Raw genomic sequence first — 18,732 nt, 5'->3', positions numbered from 1 at the left:
TTATGAGATCATTAACTCATTTTATCTTCGTAGTTAGCACCTTTGTTTCTACTTCTGTTTATGCCGATAAAAGCTATTTAGGTCGGGCTCCGGAGCGCGGTGTACTAGTTATAGTGAATCCGGATAAATCTGCAGTAAGGACCGGAGAGGTTGTTGATTTCAAAGGGGTTATAAAAGTAGTTGGTAAGTCGAAGCTTGAAGAGCTGATTGATAAACTTAAAGGGGCCCATGGTAAAAAAGAAAATCTTCTTCAAGAGTTTCAACGGGAAGGGCTCGATATTCAAGCTTCGTTTCCTAGCGCAGCGGTCGATGTTTCAAGTAAGTTGGTTTTAACAGGAGTATCAGACAGCGAAATTCAGTTTTCGTATAAATCATCGCCGATTAAGACTACTGATCTGAATCAGTTTTCTTTAAAAGTGTTTAATAATGTTAAAGATAAGCAGCTTTTAAAAAGTCTTGTATCTATTCAAGCTAAACTTGAAAAACGAATTCAAGTTCTTCAAGAACTATTAAAGAAATGTCAGAATAATAAGGCTTTAAAAGAGGTCATTGCGGTATTTCAAAAGGAAATTGATAAGCTTTCTGCCGTGGTGGCTCGGATTCAAGACCGCATTAATTCGGATGAAAATGTTTTAGCTAGTCATCAGTACGCACTGCAGGTCGATAACCTGCTTGCTCAGGCAAGTAGTGTATCAACGGTGATGAGTCAGTTTAGATTCGCTATCGATGCGGTTCCAGGAAATGCAATGGAGGGCATGAGAACTCAGTTTTCTTCAAAAATAATCTATTTATCTAAAAATTTTTCAGATAACTTAAGTTTAAAAAATCAATCTGAATCATTTTCAAGTTCCTATCATGACGAGGATATCGATAATCTAGATGATGGGGAGTGTTATTTAGCTGAATTTGTATTTAATGGGCAGAAACTTTCATCACAAAAAATAGCTGGTTCGCCTTCAAAAGTTCAGGTCGTATTTACGCATCTAACAAATCGGCTTATTGCTCAGAACTCGAATCAATTTGACGTATCCTTATACAAAGTAGATAGGCACGAGCGAAAAAAGAAAATCGGCTATCTGAATTATGTATTACCGACTCAGCCAGATACAGTGGCCCCCGTACTGACTCTGGTTAATCCTGGCCCTAGTGAAATCTATTTAAAGAACCTTTCGAATATCGAGATTTCTGCTGCTGATAGAGTGGGTATTGTTGATGAACAGAGCTTTACGTCTTCCCTTCAGGGTAAAACTTTGGACAATCAAGACTATACAGTTGATCTTAAGGGTCTACTTACGTCTACTCGCGTAGGGGATGGCGAGCGTATAGTTTGGAAGGGAAGTCTGCAGACTCTGCCCGAAGGAGAGTATAAGATTACTGCTAATGTTGCAGATCCCAAAGGTAATCAAGCATCGTCCCTAGTGCATAGCTTTGCGATTGATCGAACAGCTCCATTGGTTTCAAGTCCCTATCCAGGCGGTTTAGCTATCGCAAGCTATTCAGTAGACATTCCTGTTAAAGTGGAGGACGTTAGCCCTACATTTACAGATATTATTGTGAACGATGAGCTATTTTTTAGTACTGGTGCAAAAGATTTTAATGCCAGCATTGGCTTAAATAAAGAAGGACTGAATAAAATTAAGTTTGTTAGTGTGGATGCCGCTGGAAATGCTAGCATTGCTAAAGAGCTGACAGTTTTTCGGGATACTACGCCGCCTCAGTTGACGTTCGTGATGCCTCAAAATTTAGATTATGTTGATGGTGTGCGTTTCAATATAGAAGTTCAATCTGATGAATTTTTGGGAAGCTCTGCCTTTATTAATACGACCGAGTTGGAAATCCCGGAAAATTCTAAGTCCATTAAAACAAGTTATACCCTTGATAAAGAAGGGGAAGTTGAATTGACGGTAAGGGCCCAGGATTTGCTCGGTAATCAAAGTGAAAAGACTATTAAGGTCACTTCGCTGTTAAGAGCATTGGTTCCGTCGTTGGTAGGTTTGTATCTTGACGAGCAAAGAAATGTAATGATCGTAAAGGGGGCGGTTGGTGTAACTCGTCCTGGGTTGAATGTGAAGGTGTCTGGTGGATTCTTTAATTCGAAAAAAATAACAGCATCTGCTCAGGGTTCTTTCGAGGTAGAACTTGACCCAGAATCCTCGTATGAGGTTTCCGTCTACGATCCAGTCGTGGATAAAGACTTTAGCACTCGTATTTCATACGGAGTTGATCAGCCATATATATTGGCTGGAACTATTAAAGATATTTATAATAATCCAATTGTTAATGCTAAGGTGAATGTTTTAGGTTCGACTTTAGTAACTTATACGAACGATAATGGCGTATTTGAATTCAAAAAAGTAGACTATCCAAATATAAGCCTAGTTGGTGATCAGACCCTTTCAATTGATGGAAGTACGGTGATTCAGGCCAATTTAGGTGATAAGAAAAAGTATTCGCGGGTAAGTTTGCCGATTTCAGTGGGACTTAAGCAAAACAACGTTTTGCAAACCCCAATTTATCTTACCCCTGTATTTTTGGATGAAAGCTCTACTGAAATTGCAAAGGCATCTGGTGGCGTTGTTATGGATCCTCATGCGCCCGATGTGGTACTAGAGATCCCGGCCAACAGTGTTCAATTTCCATCGGGACAGTCACAAGAGAAAATTTCTTTGGTGGAAATCCCAGCTGACCGAGTTAGTATTCCGGTCCCAGGTTCTTCAGCGCCAGAGACAGTTGTTTCACTAGAGCCCAGCGGGACGAAGTTTACAGAGCCAGTAAAGATTGAGCTTCCAAATTCTAGCAGCTTTTCTGCTGGAACCGAGATGTTATTGGTGCTTTACAATTCGGCAACGGGACGGTGGGAAATTGGCGGGTCCGCGCAGGTGTCTGCAGATGGCAATAAGGTTGTTAGTAAACCAGGGCAAGGGCTTCGACATTTTAGCTTAGTCTATGCAACTCCAATGGGGCCAGAAATTACCAAAGTTGGGGCCCAGGATAAACCTGGCGCAAACACCTTAGACGGTGCTGTTTCGACGTCCATTGCTCTTCCTGGATTTAAAATCTATGGCAATGATGTCAATTTGGGGCTTACTTACAAAAGCACTTGGGCAAAACCAAGCTTAGAAGTGACAAATATCTTCAATTTTCCGGATAGAAAAATAAATGTCGATTATTTGGCAACATCTGGAAGCGGCAGTTCAACTGGCACTCAGCGAATTGATGAATGTAAAACCATAATAGGAACATGGAAGACCTGCGTTCGCGGAACCTTGAATTATTATTCGAAGTATTTCTACGATATAGCTTATCGAAATTTAGAATTAAATGTAAAGCCAACTAAGATTGAAACGCAATTGTTCACTCAGGATTTGGTCACAGAGCCTTATATTTTTAGCGATAACAAACAAACCCCCGAGAACGAAATTAAGCCGCTTTCGATGGTTTCATTTATGGCTCCTTTGAAAGATAAAAATGGAGATTACTTTAAATCGGGTCTGTATCCGTATTTTGTAGATTACAAGGTTTCATTTGATGGGATCGTACTTTCTGGAAGTAAATCGGGGACATTTTACCAAGAAAACAATACCGAGTTCAAGGGTGTGAAGTCTGTGTCTTATGACACTAAGATCATTAATTCTTCGGCTGTTGACGAAATTATCGGATTAGGTTCGCAGAATCAGGTCTTAGCTAATCACTATATCGTTCAAAATAAAATAGATTCGGTTGGGGGGCGAGGTTGGAAGATCAATGGCACTCAAAAAATATTAAATCCTCAATCCAGTAAGATCGTGATCGAAGAATCTAATGGAGAACTGAGTACCTATTCTGTTGCAAGTACGATGCAGACTGTATTTTCAGGTGATTCGCAGGAAGTGTCGCTTAACGATGGGATAGCTTTAGAGCAGTATCCATTGATTATAGCTAAAGATAAGAACTCCAATAAAGTTGTGAAATTAGATCTTTCAGGTTCTTCGGCTTATAAAACAGATTTCAGCAGCTTTAGTTCGCTTTCTGGTAACCTTCACGGCCATGATTTCTTTGCTTTTAGTAACACCAGAGGTATTAAAGAAGAGATTAAATATTTTTATGGCAAAAGATGTGAATGGCGTACGCGCACCGTTACGGATTATTATTGCTCGCAACACAATCAGTCCTATTCTTTTGATGCTCGACCAAAACAAATGGTTTTTAATGGCTCTGAAGTGATTGGCATTGATAATTTTAGACATAATATTTTTAGCTCGGTTATGGGGGCGACGGAGCTGAATCTCTTTGGATCAAAGACGTCCGTGCCTAATTTTTCGCATAACTACAATACGAACTCAGTGACGCATTCAACAGAGATGTATAATTTCTGTAATTCGCAGGGCGGGATTAAGTGTGGTGCTCTTCAAGGTAAAGAAGAGATCTCATATAGTGGTTATGGATGTGGTCATGCGCCGACATTTTATTACTGCTCTTTAGATGATTATTCAGGGCTTAATCCGGGCAATAATCTAATCCCTCAAAGAGGAACCATCGTTAATGGTGTACTCACATTAAATTCTCCAGAGGCCATTGTGGCTTCAAACAATCCAAACGAATTTATTATTGCTGACACTGGAAATTATTTGGTGCGCATTTATAATCGCCAAAATTCTACAATCCGCACTGTGGCTGGAAAAATTAATCAAAACAATCCTACTAGTGATACTGGGGATGGAGAACTCGCAGTAGAAGCTTCGATTTCGCGTCCCTTGGCGGTCATGCAAGATTCTGCAGGGAATATTTATTTTACGACTGAAGGCGGTCGAGTGCGTAAGGTCGATAATGCGGGGATTATTTCAAGTATTGCTGGATTTGGCGATCCAGAGCTATCGATATCGGGACTTAGCGCTAACTTAAGTCTGCTTCGCCCTAGTGGAATAGTTTTAGACGAGCCTCGTCAGATTATGTACGTGGCCGATACTGGGCATAATCGCGTTGTATCAATAGATCTTCAATCAGGCGAATACACATCGGTGGCAGGGACCGGAGATTCCTCGTCCCAGGATAAAACTGTACTAGCGTTAGAAGGGGCTATCTATGCACCGACGTTAATGAAGTTTGATTCTGATGGTAACATAATAGTTGTCGAGAGTGGGGCCAACAAACTTAAGAAGTTATCATTGAACTACAGTCGTCAGGGAAGTTTAACTTTCTTGCCGTCAGTAAAGGACAACACAAGACTTGTTCGGGAAAGTGATGGTTCTTGGGTTCGTACGTATCGTTCGGGTGATAAATCGTATTTTGATACCGATGGATATCATTTAAAGGACGAAAGTTTAATTGGTCGAGTTGTTCGATATGAATATGAAAACTTCACGACGGGTTCAGGTAATTTAGAAAAAAGATTAACCAGAATCCTAATGCCGAACTCGCAGGTTGTTCAGTATAATTATTCTGGACGCTTACTAAGCAGCATTACGGATCCAGCCGGTAGACAAACCAGTTTTTATTACACATTTAGTGATGATCTAAAGCGGGTAGAGTTTCCTGATGGAACGAAAAGGGAATTCGAGTACGCATTTTCGGGGCTTCTAGTTAAAGAAAAAGATGCTAAGAATTCCGAGACTCAGTATGTGTACAATGCTCGGGAGCGATTATTAAAAGTGATAAATGCCAATCAAAGCGCAGTGCAAATTGGTGATGCCGCTTCAAATATTGTTAACAAAAATGAATCAGGTTCAATGCCAACAGCTTTTGATTCTGCCAATACTATTGTTGATGCCAATGGAAATTCCACTAAGGTAGAAAAAGACTTTATGGGGTATATTTACACCATAACCGATGCTAAAGGTCAGGTCACAACACTGCGCCGTGATGAAGAGGGGCGAGTGACCGAAGTTATTGCACCTGATGGTTCACACACTAAAAATACCTATGACCAAGTGACGGGGGATCTTTTAGTCACCGAAAGTGTGGATTTAGGTATTCGCGAAGAAAAAGCCTACAACCAGTTTGGGCAAATCGTTGCGCAAAAAAATGGAAATGGCTTTGTATTTACGAAGCAATATAATGCCCAGGGGCAACTTATTAAAGAAACCGCGCCAGATGGATCTTTTGTTAGCTATGCCTACAATGCGCAGGGTTTGCTTGCTGAAAAATCAATGTCCGTTAACGGGCAGATTCTGACGTCAAGTTATGAATACAATAATTTAGGTCAGTTGGTGAAAACCACGGACTCGTCAGGAAAGTTCGTTGAATATCAGCCAGATTTAGCAGGCAATACCCTACGTAGTAAATCGGGCGAATCTTTAACAAATTATGAATACGATCATTTTAATAGATTATTAAAAGTGACTTCGCCAAAGCTTGAAATCACGCAGTATCAATATTCTGTAACTGGAGAGCTTACTAAGATTATTGACCCCAAAAACAATGAAACCAATTTTAGCTACAATAATTTAGGTCAATTGGTTCAAAAAGTTGATATGAACGGGAAAGTCCATAGCTTTGCGTATGATGCCAATGGGAACACTGTTCAGGAGACTGATCCAAACGGAAATATAAAAGTATTTGCCTACGATAGCCTGAATCAACTAATCAAGGCGCAGCTGCCTGATGATGTAATTCAGTATCAGTATAACACCAAGGGTGAAGTTTCAAGTCAGTCAAACTTGGTATCCCAAATTAGCTATCAGCGGGATACGAAGGGGCGTGTAACTCAAGTAGGTTTTGTTGGGGCTGGGGAGCTTTCAAACTTTGTCAGTTACAATTTAAATCAAGACTTTGATTTTAACGGAAATCGTATAAGATTAAGAACAGAATATGGTCATCTAAATTATGTTTACGACAGCCTCAATCGTTTAACAACACTTGTTGGTTTTGGTGGCGAGCAATTTGGATTTAACTATGATTCTGGATCACGCTTGACTCGTATAAACCGTCCAGGTGGTTCGACAGAGTTTGATTACAATACGAACGGGACTGTTCAAAAGATCAGTCATATAGGGGCAGGATCAGTGAAAAGCTATCATGAGTACACGTACAATGATCGCAATTTCCCAGTTCAAAAGCGAAGCATCGCTGGTGATCTGTCTTACGCCTATGACCCGAATGGACAGTTGTCTTCCGCAAGTTCAGTGTCTACTAATGAAGCTTATAGCTATGATCCATTAGGTAATCGTATTACCGATCAAAATGGACTTTATGTTTATGATGATAAGTCGCAGTTACTTAAAGAAGACTATCAGTATCTTTATAACTACGACAATAATGGGAACTTGATCTCAAAAATCCCCAAAGATAGCAATAAGAACGCCTGGGCTTATCATTATTCAAGTAAGAATCAACTTATGAAGGTCCAACAGATGGATCGTCCATTAGGACAAGTGATCCGTCAGGTGGATTATCGATACGATGTTCTTGGTCGCAGAATACAGAAGTCAGTTTGGACCAAGGATGCAGAGTCTGATCCTAAAAAGACCTATGTTCGTAAGTATATTTACGATGGAGATAATATCTTTGCAGAGTTTGATGGTAACAACGTACTGGTTGCAAGATATACGCATTCCCCATTAGGTCCAGATGATATTTTAGAATCAGAGATCACCAATGCTGGTGTTACGGCAGGTCTTGCTCAGAATGATGGAAAGTATTTCTATCTTAAGGATGCCTTGGGTTCTGTTTCTGATATCGTCGACGGAAGTGGTCAGATCGTTCAGCGCTATGACTATGAATCCTTCGGAAAAATCAGGTCCATTACATCAGTTGGTGGTGGTGATATTACTTCAAGCCCGCTTGTGAATACGAGCTTCACATACACAGGGCGAGAGTGGGACGAAGAAGCTGGGTTGTATTATTATCGTGCGCGATACTACGATGCGAATGTGGGGCGGTTTATCCAGAAGGACCCGCATCCGGGTGAAATTGGTCGCCCTCTAACCACAAATAATGCTTATACATATGTAGTTAATAATCCAAATATTTATCGTGATCCCGATGGAAGATGGTTATGGATAGCACTTGCGGCTGTTTTGAATGGTGTTTTTATTGGAGCTAAAAACTACAGTCAAATTAAAGGTTCAGGTGGGTCTGATGCGCAGGCATCAGAGGCGTTTTGGACAGGCTTTGCTATAGGGACGGCTCAGGTTATAGCTACAGTAGCCATGCCTTCTTTTGGTTTTGAAATCGCGGGTGCAGCCGAAGCATTAAATAATGCGAGTTTGCAGTATATCTTGGCAGATCACAAGTGGTCTAGAGTTGACATCGGTACTATTGCATTAGCAGGTGTCGTTGGTTATGGATCTGCCTATTTTGGAGGGAATCTTGGTAGCCAAATCGGCAAAGCGATGAATCCATATAACGGCGAATTGATAAAAACTTTTTCTGAGACGTTTTCAATAGGGTTCGGGCACATTTCTAATAGTATTGTTCCCAGTGAACCCAAAAAAGCAAGTGGCTGTGGAGTTTCATCTCCATGTGGAGGCAGGTTGCCATGAGTATATTCTCGGTAATATGTTTAGTTTTATCGGTTTCATTTTTCTATATCTATTCGCAAAAGAAAGTTGTACGAGTTGAAAAATCTTCTTTAAGATCAAATATTGGTTACAAAGCGAAATCTCCTTTGGATAAGATAGTCGATCCTCTAGTTAGGTACTCTTTTCCTCTTTCAGCGATTATTATAGGATTAATATATCGTTTCTTTGTGTCTGATTTTTTAAATTATCACAAAATTAATTTAGTATATATTATGTCATGGACTGTTATTATTGTTGCTAGGTTGAAAAATAAGGAGTTTAGGTTTTTGTTATTTTCTGTTTATTTTATATATTCAGGAATTCTTAGTTTAGATTTTCTTAACGACAAGCGTGAAATCTATGTTTTGTTAATGCTCAGTATTTTTCCAGCATATTTTAAAGCTGTCATTTATGATCAAGAAAGTAGGATATTAAAGTGAACTAAGTTCCCCTCGCTCCGCTCAGGTCACAGCTTTGTAGAGTGTAGGTAGGTGAAAAGAAGTTAAGTTTAGTGTGCGACAAAGTTTTGTTTGAAAGTTGTAGAGTTAAAGGCTTCGAAAATTTGAGTACGATAGGTATAGCGGGAATAAATAGTTTTTAAAACAATAGTTCCTTAAAACGAGCTGAGGTATATAATGTGCCCGAACATGGTTGAAAATAAAAAGGAGTGCGTGATGCCGTATTACAATGAAAACCATTGAAGTGCCGAATAAAATAATTATTTTGGGGTCAGACTTTGGATCCAAAGTAATACATTCTTTTGTTGCTGCCTTCTTTGGAGTTTTTTTAACTAAGGATCCTTCTGGTAACTCTGTTTTTGACTGGATACTATATTTATCTTGCTTTGTTTTGTCAGCGGGCTGGCTTTTCATAATCTGGTTTGAAATGAAGCGGAAAATGACAATTACGAATTCGACTATTGAGGTTCAATGGGTACGAAAGCACTTAGTTTTTAGGGAGGAACCGCTTCAAATATCAATTGAAAAAAAGAAATATCCAGGCTGGCAGGTCAGCATTCAGGGTATTGATAATAAGCAACGACTATGCCTCTATCATTTCGCAAGGAAGAAAAGGGCTAATGAGTTTGTGGATTTGATTAAACAGCGATATGCATTCGCTATTCAAATCAGTTCTGAAAAATACTAGTGGCGGTTATTAAATTAGAATTGAGAAGTTGTTTTTTTATTGGTGCAATTCTTGAGATTGAATACAAAAATCATCGCTATAAGCTTCGGATTACAAGCGGCCCCATTTCACTTGTAATCCTTAAAAAAAAATGAACTAAGTTCCCCTCGCTTCGCTTAGGTCACAGCTTCGTAGGTAGGAGGCAAGTGAAAAGAAGTTAAGTTTAGTATGTGACAAAGGTTTGTTTGAAAGTTGTAGTGAAAAAAGGATTCGAAGATTTGAGTACGTTAGATATATTGGGAATAAAATTGACCTGAACCCAATTTCAGTACCAATTACAATGCGACTGGACGTCTTTCATAATTTATCGGCGTAGATGAAAAGGTATCTGGTGTAGGTGGCTTAAGTTAAGATGTTCAGGTCATTCTTTCAGTGACCAGATGGTTCATAGTCCAATGGTGCATCGCCTGGCAGTTCAGGGCCAAATTTAATACCTCCATGAGGGGGCGAATATGAAATTCAAAGTTCGAGATTGCGGAATGAATTGGTTTTCTTATGTCTTACATAGGCAAAGCTATGCGGTCATGTTTATCATTCTATTGGGTTCAATCGTCTTATTTGGTGGACTTAGGATAATTAGATTTTCTTTGCAGCTTGGAGGGCTTAAAGCTGGACTCGAGTTTATTTTAAATGACATTATATACACTTGTGTTCTCGGTGCAGGAATCGGACTTGGCGTTATTCTATTGGGAGCTTTCTTAAGAATCTTCATTTGGCTTCAGGCATTTGAATTTAATGGAACAGAAATCACGGATCTATTTTCTATTAAAATAATAAGGAATAGGTATGTTAATGAATTTATTGGCTAAGAATTATAAGCAGTATACTTTTAATAATGAGTTCATTGAGATCTGGACAGATTTCTCTTCTAAGGTATCTTTTGAAAAAAAAGAAATAATTGATTTATACTTTTATCTTAATTGGCGAAGAGTTATTTTTGTATTAAGAAATATCAGAGTTTGTTTAGAGTTCGATTCAGAAGAGGGACAAAAAAAATTTCTTTCCGATTTTGGATTTTTCTTTACCGAAGAGGATTATATATTTTTGAGATCGAAGACTCGTAGGCAGGCTTTAAAGTGGTTTCTTTTATCCGTATTTTTTAATTTGATTGCCTACCTAACTCAAATTAGACAGTTAGAAATAGCTGCTAATTTGAGTTTGTTATTTGTGATTTATTCATTATTGTTAACTTTTTCACATATGAATAATCTTGATAGAATTTTGAAGAAAATTCGCTCCAGTTGAGCGAATTATTCTTTTTTATCTTCGAATAGCTTTCGGGTCGATGGCGTCTTGGAGGCCGTCACCGAGGTAGTTGAACGAGACCACAGTAAGTAGGATAAGGACTCCTGGGATGATTGCTAAGAAGGGAGCTTGGTAAATCAGCTCTTGGGCGTTGTTAAGCATATTTCCCCAGCTCGGCATTGGAGGCATGATACCTAAACCTAAAAAGCTTAGGGCCGCCTCAAAGAGGATGGATTCGCCAACACCTAATGTGATGGAAACCAACATCGGAGCAATGACGTTTGGAAACATGTGGCGTACAATAATTGTAAAATCACTGGCCCCTAAAGTCTTCGCGGCTAGTACAAATTCGCGCTCGCGGATGGATAGAATACTTCCCCGGACCAAACGCGCCACCGTCATCCACGAAAACAGACACAAGATAAAGACCATCTTCCAAACACTTTCATTGCCGGCGCTGATAAAGCTTTTCAATGCTGGCAACTTGGACAAATCAATTGCAGCCATGACAATCAATACCGGAATCGTTGGCAGCGATAATAAAGAATCTGTCAGACGCATTAAGATATTGTCGATAATGCCGCCGTAGAACCCTGCAATACTACCAATCAAAAGACCTATCAATGCCGAAGCGATGGCCACCAAGATACCAACTCCCATCGAAACGCGAGTGCCATAAATTAAGCGAACAAAGACATCGCGGCCCAACTCATCGGTGCCTAGGATGTGATAAGTCCCAAATTTTGAAAACATTGTCTCGAGTTCTTGTGTTTCTGGAATGGAGATAGATTTAAGACTGGAAATGGCCTCAGAATTTGTTTTGCTGCTTAAATCATAGATCGCATCAAGCTCGCCGACAGAGACAACTTGCTTTTCGACCAAAAGCTTTTGAATTTTATCCGCGGCGGCTGGATTTGCATTGATCCAGTTTTCGATTGTAGTTTCCTTAACGTCCTGCCCCGCATCGGCTTGGCTTAAAGGCGCCATATAACGATTGGCCACGTTTTGCTCGTTTGGATCAATACCCATCATTCCTGATATGACTGGAGCTAATAAAGCAAGACTGACAAAGATTAAAATGGTGATTGCACCTGCGACGGCAAGTTTGTGCTCTAGAAACTGAGAGAACACAATTTTGGTCATAGATTGAGCTTGTTCAAGCTGTTTTTTATTATCGTTCATTACAAGCTCCTTTCTTATTTATAAGTGATTCGTGGATCGGCAACACCGTAAAGAATGTCAGCGACGAAGTTAGCAAGAAGTACCATGCTCACACTAATGACAAAACTGATCATGGCAACGTTGTAGTCATTCCCTACAATGGAATCGTAAACAAGTTTGCCAACCCCTTGATAAGCAAACACGGTTTCAGTCAGGATCGCCCCGGAAAATAAGGATGAAAATGATAAGGCCAAAATGGTAATCAATGGAATCAACGCATTTCTGAAACCGTGATTCCAAATCACGGCCTGACGGTTTAGGCCCTTGGCTTTTGCCGTTCGGATAAAATCATTGCGCATCACTTCAACCATTGTCGATCTAGCAAATCGTGAAAAACGACCAATCTGTTGAATTGATAAACTGAGCACCGGCAAAATCAAATATTTACTGCGATCCAAAACCTCCGCCCAAAAGCCCAGCGGCTCGTCGGTAATTGTCACTGTTCCGCCGGCAGGAAGAATCGGGATTTTCACTGCAAAAAGAATAATTAAGACAAGTGCCAACCAAAAACTTGGAATTGAAATACCCGCAAACGAAAAAAAGTTAACAATATAATCAAATTTACTTCCAGGCTTTAAAGCAGAGTAAATGCCCAAAGGAAGTGCAATGGCTAAAGAAAGAACAAGCGAAGCCAATGAAAGCCAGAATGTGTTCATTAATCGAGGTCCCATGATTTCTTCAACAGGAACGCGATAAGTACGACTGTAACCTAAGTCGCCTTTTACGATATTAGAAACCCAATTCACGTAGCGAGTGGTTACGGGTTGATCCAATCCGTACAAAGATTTTAAACGGGCAACATCGGCTGCCGTGATTTTAGGATTGGACGAGATCATGATATCAATAGGGTCGCCCGGCATTAGGGACATAAGATAAAAGCAAACAAATGAAAGTACGACAATAACCGCAGCAGTTTGTAATAGTCGTCGCAAAATATAATTAGTCACTTTGTTTAAGCTCCTTCAAAAAAACCGGGAGGAAATTCAATATCAAACTTATTAACAGGGTCCTGTTTTCAGGCCCCGATAACCGTGCGCTACCGAGGCCTTATTTTTTCTAAAAAACTAGAATGCCCAGTCTTCTACATTATTAGTTTCGTAGAACTGGTGGCCAGCAGGGCGGTAGCCTTTAATACCCACTGGAGTCACAGAGATATCAGATCGGTAGTACAGAGGTAAAACCGGTACTTCTGCCGTGTATTCTTTTAGAACTGATTGAATCAATTCTTTGCGTTTTCCAGCGTTGAATTCTAGATCCAAAGAGGCCAAAGATTTATCGACGCTAGAGTTCTTCCAGCCCGTGTAGTTCTGACCGCTCCATCCATTGCCATCGTTTGGAATAGACTCTGAGGCCAAATTTGATTTTGGACTGTTTTCAGGTGAAGATACCCAGGCAAACATCGCCATGTGATCAAATTTTCTTTTACGAGTTGTTTCGCCAAAGAAAACACGAGCAGGCTCGTTCTTGATGATAACTTCGATACCAGCTTGTTTCCATTGGTTCTGAAGGTAAACCTGAACTGTTTCACGAGTCTTGTTTCCTGCCGTCGTCATGAACGTCAAAGATAGTTTTTTACCATCTTTTGCGCGGATGCCATCGGGTCCCATCTTCCAGCCTGCCTCGTCAAGGATCTTGCTCGCTTCACGCTTCGAGTAGCGATAGATGTTCACAACTTTAGGGTCACGAGTAAACCAAGAGTCTTTAGGGGAAATATTGTGCAAAGCCACTTCTTGGCGTCCCTCAAAAAGAGCCTTTACTAGGTCTTCACGGTTGATGGACATAATCAAGGCTTTACGAACACGCACATCTTTTAAGATTGGGTTGTCTAAATTTAGGTCGATATGTTCGTAAGTCACAGAAGGTGTGAAGTGAACTTTGAAAGGCAATTTTTCAGCTTTAACCTTTTTTTCAAACGAAAGAGCTTGGTCAAAACCAAGACCTAAAGTTGAAATCATATCAATAGTTCCAGAACGAAGGTTGGCTTCCATGGTTCCTTCGTTAGGAATCAACTTCACCACGATTTTTTGGATCGCAGGCTTCTTGCCGTAAAAGTGTGGATTCACAGCAAACGCCACATGAGAACCTAATTTTACGTCCGTGATGACGTAAGGACCATTGTAAAGACCCAAAGTTGCTGGGGCTCTTACGTAAGTAGAGTTCTTTTCATAGCCTTCTTTTTGTTTGCCATATTTTTCAAAAACCGCTTTTTCAATATGAGTTGGCACTGGGAAGAAGTTTCCAAGTTGGAAGAAATCCCATTTTGCTTTTTCGTAAGTGAAAACGCATTTCTTAGGAGTGGCAGCATCCCATTCAATTTTTTCAACCTGTGTCCAAGTCTCTTTTTCGCCCACTGATACGTTGTCCGAAGATCCAATCGTATGTGCCGTTTTAAAGTCTTCACAGATCACGGGTTTGCCATCAGACCATTTGGCATTATCAAGGATTTCCCAAGTGGCAACGATCTTCTTTTTTCCGCCAATGTCTGCAATCTTTGCATTGCCATTTTCAATGGAAGGAATGCTTTTTGCCAATTGTGGAACCCATTTTCCGTCTGGATTTAGTACAGTCAAAGATCTGCCAACCATACGATACATGTAAGATGAAGCTGACATCGACATGATCAATGGATTTAGATTTTCGAACTCTTGAGAGATACCAATCTTGAGTTCTTTATTGCTGGGGGCAGCTTGTGCCGTCAGGGTCAATGCCGAGACTGCGATCAATGCTGTTGCGACCTTGAAAAGTTTCATTCCTAACTCCTTGTTATTTGGAATTTTGATTAACATAAAAACATGCTGATTTTTGTTGCTCAGAACCCATCAGTTCCGGTGTTTTTTGCGAGCAGACGTCCATTTTGTGAACGCAGCGAGGGTGAAAACTACAGCCCGCTGGTGGGTTCAAGGGACTTGGAACCTCGCCGGAAAGTGATTTTTTCATTTTCTTTTTTCCCTCGCCCATTTTGGGTATCGCACTAAGCAAGGCCTGGGTGTAGGGATGTTGCGGGTTTTGAAACAAGGTGTCTCGGTCTGCGACTTCAACAACTTTACCTAGATACATCACAGCAACGCGATCGCAGAAGTGTTCAATCACGCTTAGATCATGAGAAATAAAGATATAAGTTAAGCCTAGTTGATTCTGAAGGTCTTTTAGAAGATTCAGAATTTGCGCTTGAATCGAGACATCCAAGGCACTGACGGGTTCATCGCAAATAATCAATTTTGGATTTAAAGCAATAGCCCGGGCAATGCAAATTCGTTGGCGCTGACCGCCGGAAAATTCGTGAGGGTAGCGATTGATGTGAGCTGCCCGTAAGCCAACCTGCTCTAAGAGTTCTTTGACTCTTTTTTCTTTGGCTTCTCCGGATAGGACGCCGTGGATGTCAAACGGCTGGCCAATAATTTGTCCGACTGTCATGCGAGGATCTAACGAGGCATAGGGATCTTGGAAGATCATCTGAATATCTTTACGAAGCTTGCGAAGATCGTTTCCACTTTGTTCTAAAAAATTTTGACCTTCAAACTCGATTTGGCCAGCTGTAGGTTCGTAAAGACGGATGAGTGTTCGTCCGAGGGTTGATTTTCCGCAGCCAGATTCGCCAACCAGTCCCAGTGTTTCGCCTTTGCGAACCGTTAATGAAACATCGTCAACGGCTTTTACTTGGCCAACAGTCTTTAGGAAAAAACCTTTTTTAACAGGGAAGTATTTTTTAATATTTTGGGCATTTAAGATAATTTCGCTCATGCGGGCTCCGGGTTAAAGCAGGCGATAGAGTGTCCAACTTGAACTTCGACCAATGGTGGCTTTTGTTGATTGCACTCGGATTTGGCACGATGACAGCGATTGACGAACGGGCAGCCTGGTGAATACTCATGAGGTGCCGGGACCGAGCCTTCGATTGTCTTTAATCGGTGCAGGCGTTCCCCAAGTTTGGGACGAGATTGAATCAAAGCTGCTGTGTAAGGGTGACGGGGGGAACGAAGAATATCGGTCGTCGTACCCACTTCACAAGTTTGGCCGCCGTACATTACCATCACTCGATCGGCAACTTCCGAAATCACTCCAAGGTCGTGAGTGATAAACTGCACTGACATTTTCATTTTTTCTTGAAGCTCTTGAATTAGTTCCAAAATTTGAGCCTGAATTGTCACATCTAAGGCTGTCGTGGGCTCGTCCGCAATAAGAAAAGCAGGTTCGCAGGAAAGCGCCATTGCAATCATAGCTCGCTGTCTCATTCCGCCTGATAGTTGGTGAGGATAATTATAGTATCGCTCTTCAGGTGAAGGAATTCCTACAAGTTTAAGCATTTCTATTGAGCGGGCTTTTGCTTCTGTCGGACTGCATTTTTTATGGCGGATCACTTGTTCGTCAATTTGATAGCCAATAGTTAGGACGGGATTTAACGCGGTCATTGGCTCTTGAAAAATCATGGCCATTTCCCCACCGCGAATGTCTTCCATTTCCGACGAAGAGAGTTTTAAAAGGTCACGGCCGTCTAAAAGAACTTCGCCACCGGTGATCTTTCCAGGTTTTTCAATCAATTGCATCAATGAAAACGACGTTACGGACTTGCCGCAACCAGATTCGCCGACGATGCCCAGGGTTTCGCCTTCGAAAATTTTGTAAGAAACATTATTGACCGCTTTAAAAGGGCCAGACTTTAAAAAAAATGTCGTTTCCAGATTATTAACTTCGACAAGGGCCTTTTGCATTTTCACCTACTTTAAAAAGGTCTTTGTTGTTGAAGCTCGTCTATAATCGACAGACCTGCTTTTTTTGCAGATTGCCCCAGAACCTCAGAGATTTTTTCGCTAAACTTTTGTTTTTGTTTAAAGCTCAATTTTAAAACCTGGTGTGACTTGATATGCTCCATAACAAAATCATCCGAGGTGCTAATTCTATCGACTAAATTTAAATGAATCGCTTGTTCCCCGTACCAGTATTCACCAGTGGCCACTTTGGCGGCATCGATTTGAGGGCGATATTTATTCACAAATGACTTAAACAAAAGGTGTGTATCTTCAAGTTGTTGGAGGAATTTTTCTTCGCCTTTTGGGGTGATTTCACCCAAAACCGATATCGTTCTTTTAAACTCGCCCGCAGTATATTCTTTGTAGTCAACATCGTGCTTTTTTAGGAAGCGGTGAAGGTTTGGAACCTGGGCGACGACTCCAATCGAGCCAACGGCCGCAAAAGGAGCGCAGAGGATTTCGTTGGCTACGCAGGCCATCATATAGCCTCCACTGGCGGCGACTTTATCGACCGAAATAGTTAAAGGAATTCCTTTTTCACGGAGGCGATTTAGTTGGGAAGCTGCAAGTCCGTAGCCCATCACCATGCCGCCAGGGCTTTCAAGTCTTAGTAAAACTTTGTCGCCAGTTTTGTAGGTGCAGATTATAGCACTGACTTCTTCCCGCAAATGATCGACGGCGGCGGCTTTAACGTCTCCCTTAAAGTCGATGACAAAAAGACGAGGGAGTGAGGTCTCTTGTTTTTCTAATTCTTTGGCCTCAGCTTTTTCGGCTTTAGAGACTTCTTTAAGTTCTTTTTCGCTTAATGTATTCAGGCGAATGAAGCGCGAGAAGTTTTTAAACTTATTGTTGAGGTTTTCAATTTCAAGCTCTGGTTTTTGTTGAGCTTTCGCTGCAAGAAGCGCAATCAGAATCAACAGAGATCCGATAGCAAGAACGACAATAAATAGTTTGGCCGCAAAAATAAGTATTTCCATAAGGATAAAAACGCTAACATGAACCTGAACCTTGGTCGAGTCTCAATTCGAGTCCTCGTTATTTTTTTTTATTCACGTTAAGATATCGATTATGCATAGCATTTATCATCCATCATCTTCATTAAAACTTCTGAAATGTTTTGTGAGTGCACTTGTGTTGCTGCCAATCTTTTCAGCAGCTTTAGCCGCCGATTCTTTTCCTGATGAAGCTCGATTGCGGGGGTTCGCCGAGCATCAGCGTGAGCAGACGTTGTTTGATAAACAAAGGGATGCGGGTCGGGTCGCTCATGACGAAGATTTTGAGCGTTGGGAAAAGCTGAGAGCCAAGGGGATCGAGGACTATCGAAAGCAAAGCAAGGTAGAAGCGCCCAAGGAAAATGGCCCAGAGCATAAAGAATTTTTAGCCGAAAAAGAAAAATTCGAGAAACAGCGTTCGTTGGATCGTATTGAATATTCAAAAGGTGTTAAAAAGTTTGATCGAAGTATAGCCAAGGGTTTGGTGAGCGAAGAGGAAGAATATGGTCTGTACACCACTCGGCCTCGCTTTGATTATAAGAAAAGATGCAGTCTTGGTTTTAATCATAAATATTGTAAGCCCGGCGCCGGCGCTGGAGGTTCCTCGATGGGTGGAAGCTCTGGGGGTGGAGGGGGAAGTTACTTTCCACCGCCACCAAGCTTTGATGATTTCGGTGGGACTGATTCGGGATATATACCGCCGCCCAATTTAGGAGGCGAAGGCGATGCTGAGTTTCCGCCGCCCCCACCACCGCCGCCGATGTTTCCAGAAGGTGAGGGAGGTTTTAATGACTTCTCAAATGGAATGTCGAGTCCGCCACCTTTTGACGGTGGCTCTGATGGGGGAATCAACTATTAAAAAAA

The 18,732-nt window shown here is 41.1% G+C and carries 12 protein-coding genes; 6 read left to right on the top strand and 6 right to left on the bottom strand.

Annotated elements, in window-relative coordinates:
* Window positions 1–2: 2 nt before the first annotated feature.
* From AC04MN_RS15390 to AC04MN_RS15370, 5 genes are all read left to right on the top strand, one after another.
* Complete coding sequence (locus AC04MN_RS15390; protein WP_475384100.1) at window positions 3–8,459, top strand: RHS repeat-associated core domain-containing protein; 8,457 nt, start codon at window positions 3–5, stop codon at window positions 8,457–8,459.
* The gene (locus AC04MN_RS15385) at window positions 8,456–8,917 is read left to right on the top strand and encodes a hypothetical protein (RefSeq protein ID WP_475384099.1); all 462 of its coding nucleotides are present in this window, start codon (window positions 8,456–8,458) and stop codon (window positions 8,915–8,917) included. The genes AC04MN_RS15390 and AC04MN_RS15385 overlap by 4 nt, the downstream gene beginning before the upstream one ends.
* A 247-nt stretch (window positions 8,918–9,164) precedes the next feature.
* Window positions 9,165–9,623 (top strand): hypothetical protein, encoded by a 459-nt coding sequence (locus AC04MN_RS15380; RefSeq protein ID WP_475384098.1) that lies wholly within the window; start codon window positions 9,165–9,167, stop codon window positions 9,621–9,623.
* 491 nt (window positions 9,624–10,114) lie between these two features.
* Window positions 10,115–10,471, top strand: coding sequence for a hypothetical protein (locus tag AC04MN_RS15375; RefSeq protein WP_475384097.1), 357 nt, complete (start codon window positions 10,115–10,117; stop codon window positions 10,469–10,471).
* The gene (locus AC04MN_RS15370; protein ID WP_475384096.1) at window positions 10,449–10,907 is read left to right on the top strand and encodes a hypothetical protein; all 459 of its coding nucleotides are present in this window, start codon (window positions 10,449–10,451) and stop codon (window positions 10,905–10,907) included. Before AC04MN_RS15375 ends, AC04MN_RS15370 begins: the two co-directional genes overlap by 23 nt.
* A gap of 15 nt (window positions 10,908–10,922) precedes the next feature.
* Here AC04MN_RS15370 and AC04MN_RS15365 read toward each other — a convergent pair whose 3' ends face one another.
* The 6 genes from AC04MN_RS15365 to sohB form a co-directional block, all read right to left on the bottom strand.
* Entirely contained in the window at window positions 10,923–12,089 is a 1,167-nt protein-coding gene (locus AC04MN_RS15365) for an ABC transporter permease (protein ID WP_475384095.1), read from the bottom strand.
* Between the two features lie 14 nt (window positions 12,090–12,103).
* A complete protein-coding gene (locus AC04MN_RS15360) occupies window positions 12,104–13,075 on the bottom strand; it encodes an ABC transporter permease (protein ID WP_475384094.1) in 972 nt (323 codons plus the stop codon).
* Between the two features lie 117 nt (window positions 13,076–13,192).
* The gene (locus AC04MN_RS15355; RefSeq protein WP_475384093.1) at window positions 13,193–14,878 is read right to left on the bottom strand and encodes a peptide ABC transporter substrate-binding protein; all 1,686 of its coding nucleotides are present in this window, start codon (window positions 14,876–14,878) and stop codon (window positions 13,193–13,195) included.
* Window positions 14,879–14,891: 13 nt separating this feature from the next.
* Complete coding sequence (locus tag AC04MN_RS15350; protein WP_475384092.1) at window positions 14,892–15,869, bottom strand: ABC transporter ATP-binding protein; 978 nt, start codon at window positions 15,867–15,869, stop codon at window positions 14,892–14,894.
* Window positions 15,866–16,837 (bottom strand): ABC transporter ATP-binding protein, encoded by a 972-nt coding sequence (locus AC04MN_RS15345; protein WP_475384091.1) that lies wholly within the window; start codon window positions 16,835–16,837, stop codon window positions 15,866–15,868. Before AC04MN_RS15345 ends, AC04MN_RS15350 begins: the two co-directional genes overlap by 4 nt.
* An 11-nt stretch (window positions 16,838–16,848) precedes the next feature.
* Window positions 16,849–17,859 (bottom strand): protease SohB, encoded by a 1,011-nt coding sequence (gene sohB, locus AC04MN_RS15340; protein WP_475384147.1) that lies wholly within the window; start codon window positions 17,857–17,859, stop codon window positions 16,849–16,851.
* 85 nt (window positions 17,860–17,944) lie between these two features.
* Here sohB and AC04MN_RS15335 point away from each other — a divergent pair, with 85 nt between their 5' ends.
* On the top strand, window positions 17,945–18,727 hold the full coding sequence (locus AC04MN_RS15335) for a hypothetical protein (RefSeq protein WP_475384090.1): 783 nt from the start codon (window positions 17,945–17,947) through the stop codon (window positions 18,725–18,727).
* Window positions 18,728–18,732 lie beyond the last annotated feature (5 nt).

It is taken from the genome of Bdellovibrio sp. ZFWA1, from assembly GCF_056175665.1.
This window is presented reverse-complemented; position numbering and strand designations above follow the sequence as displayed.

Coding starts and splice junctions, on each gene's coding strand:
- AC04MN_RS15390 (WP_475384100.1), top strand. CDS start 3: ATGAGATCATTAACTCATTTTATCTTCGTAGTTAGCACCTTTGTTTCT.
- AC04MN_RS15385 (WP_475384099.1), top strand. CDS start 8,456: ATGAGTATATTCTCGGTAATATGTTTAGTTTTATCGGTTTCATTTTTC.
- AC04MN_RS15380 (WP_475384098.1), top strand. CDS start 9,165: ATGAAAACCATTGAAGTGCCGAATAAAATAATTATTTTGGGGTCAGAC.
- AC04MN_RS15375 (WP_475384097.1), top strand. CDS start 10,115: ATGAAATTCAAAGTTCGAGATTGCGGAATGAATTGGTTTTCTTATGTC.
- AC04MN_RS15370 (WP_475384096.1), top strand. CDS start 10,449: ATGTTAATGAATTTATTGGCTAAGAATTATAAGCAGTATACTTTTAAT.
- AC04MN_RS15365 (WP_475384095.1), bottom strand. CDS start 12,089: ATGAACGATAATAAAAAACAGCTTGAACAAGCTCAATCTATGACCAAA.
- AC04MN_RS15355 (WP_475384093.1), bottom strand. CDS start 14,878: ATGAAACTTTTCAAGGTCGCAACAGCATTGATCGCAGTCTCGGCATTG.
- AC04MN_RS15350 (WP_475384092.1), bottom strand. CDS start 15,869: ATGAGCGAAATTATCTTAAATGCCCAAAATATTAAAAAATACTTCCCT.
- AC04MN_RS15345 (WP_475384091.1), bottom strand. CDS start 16,837: ATGCAAAAGGCCCTTGTCGAAGTTAATAATCTGGAAACGACATTTTTT.
- AC04MN_RS15335 (WP_475384090.1), top strand. CDS start 17,945: ATGCATAGCATTTATCATCCATCATCTTCATTAAAACTTCTGAAATGT.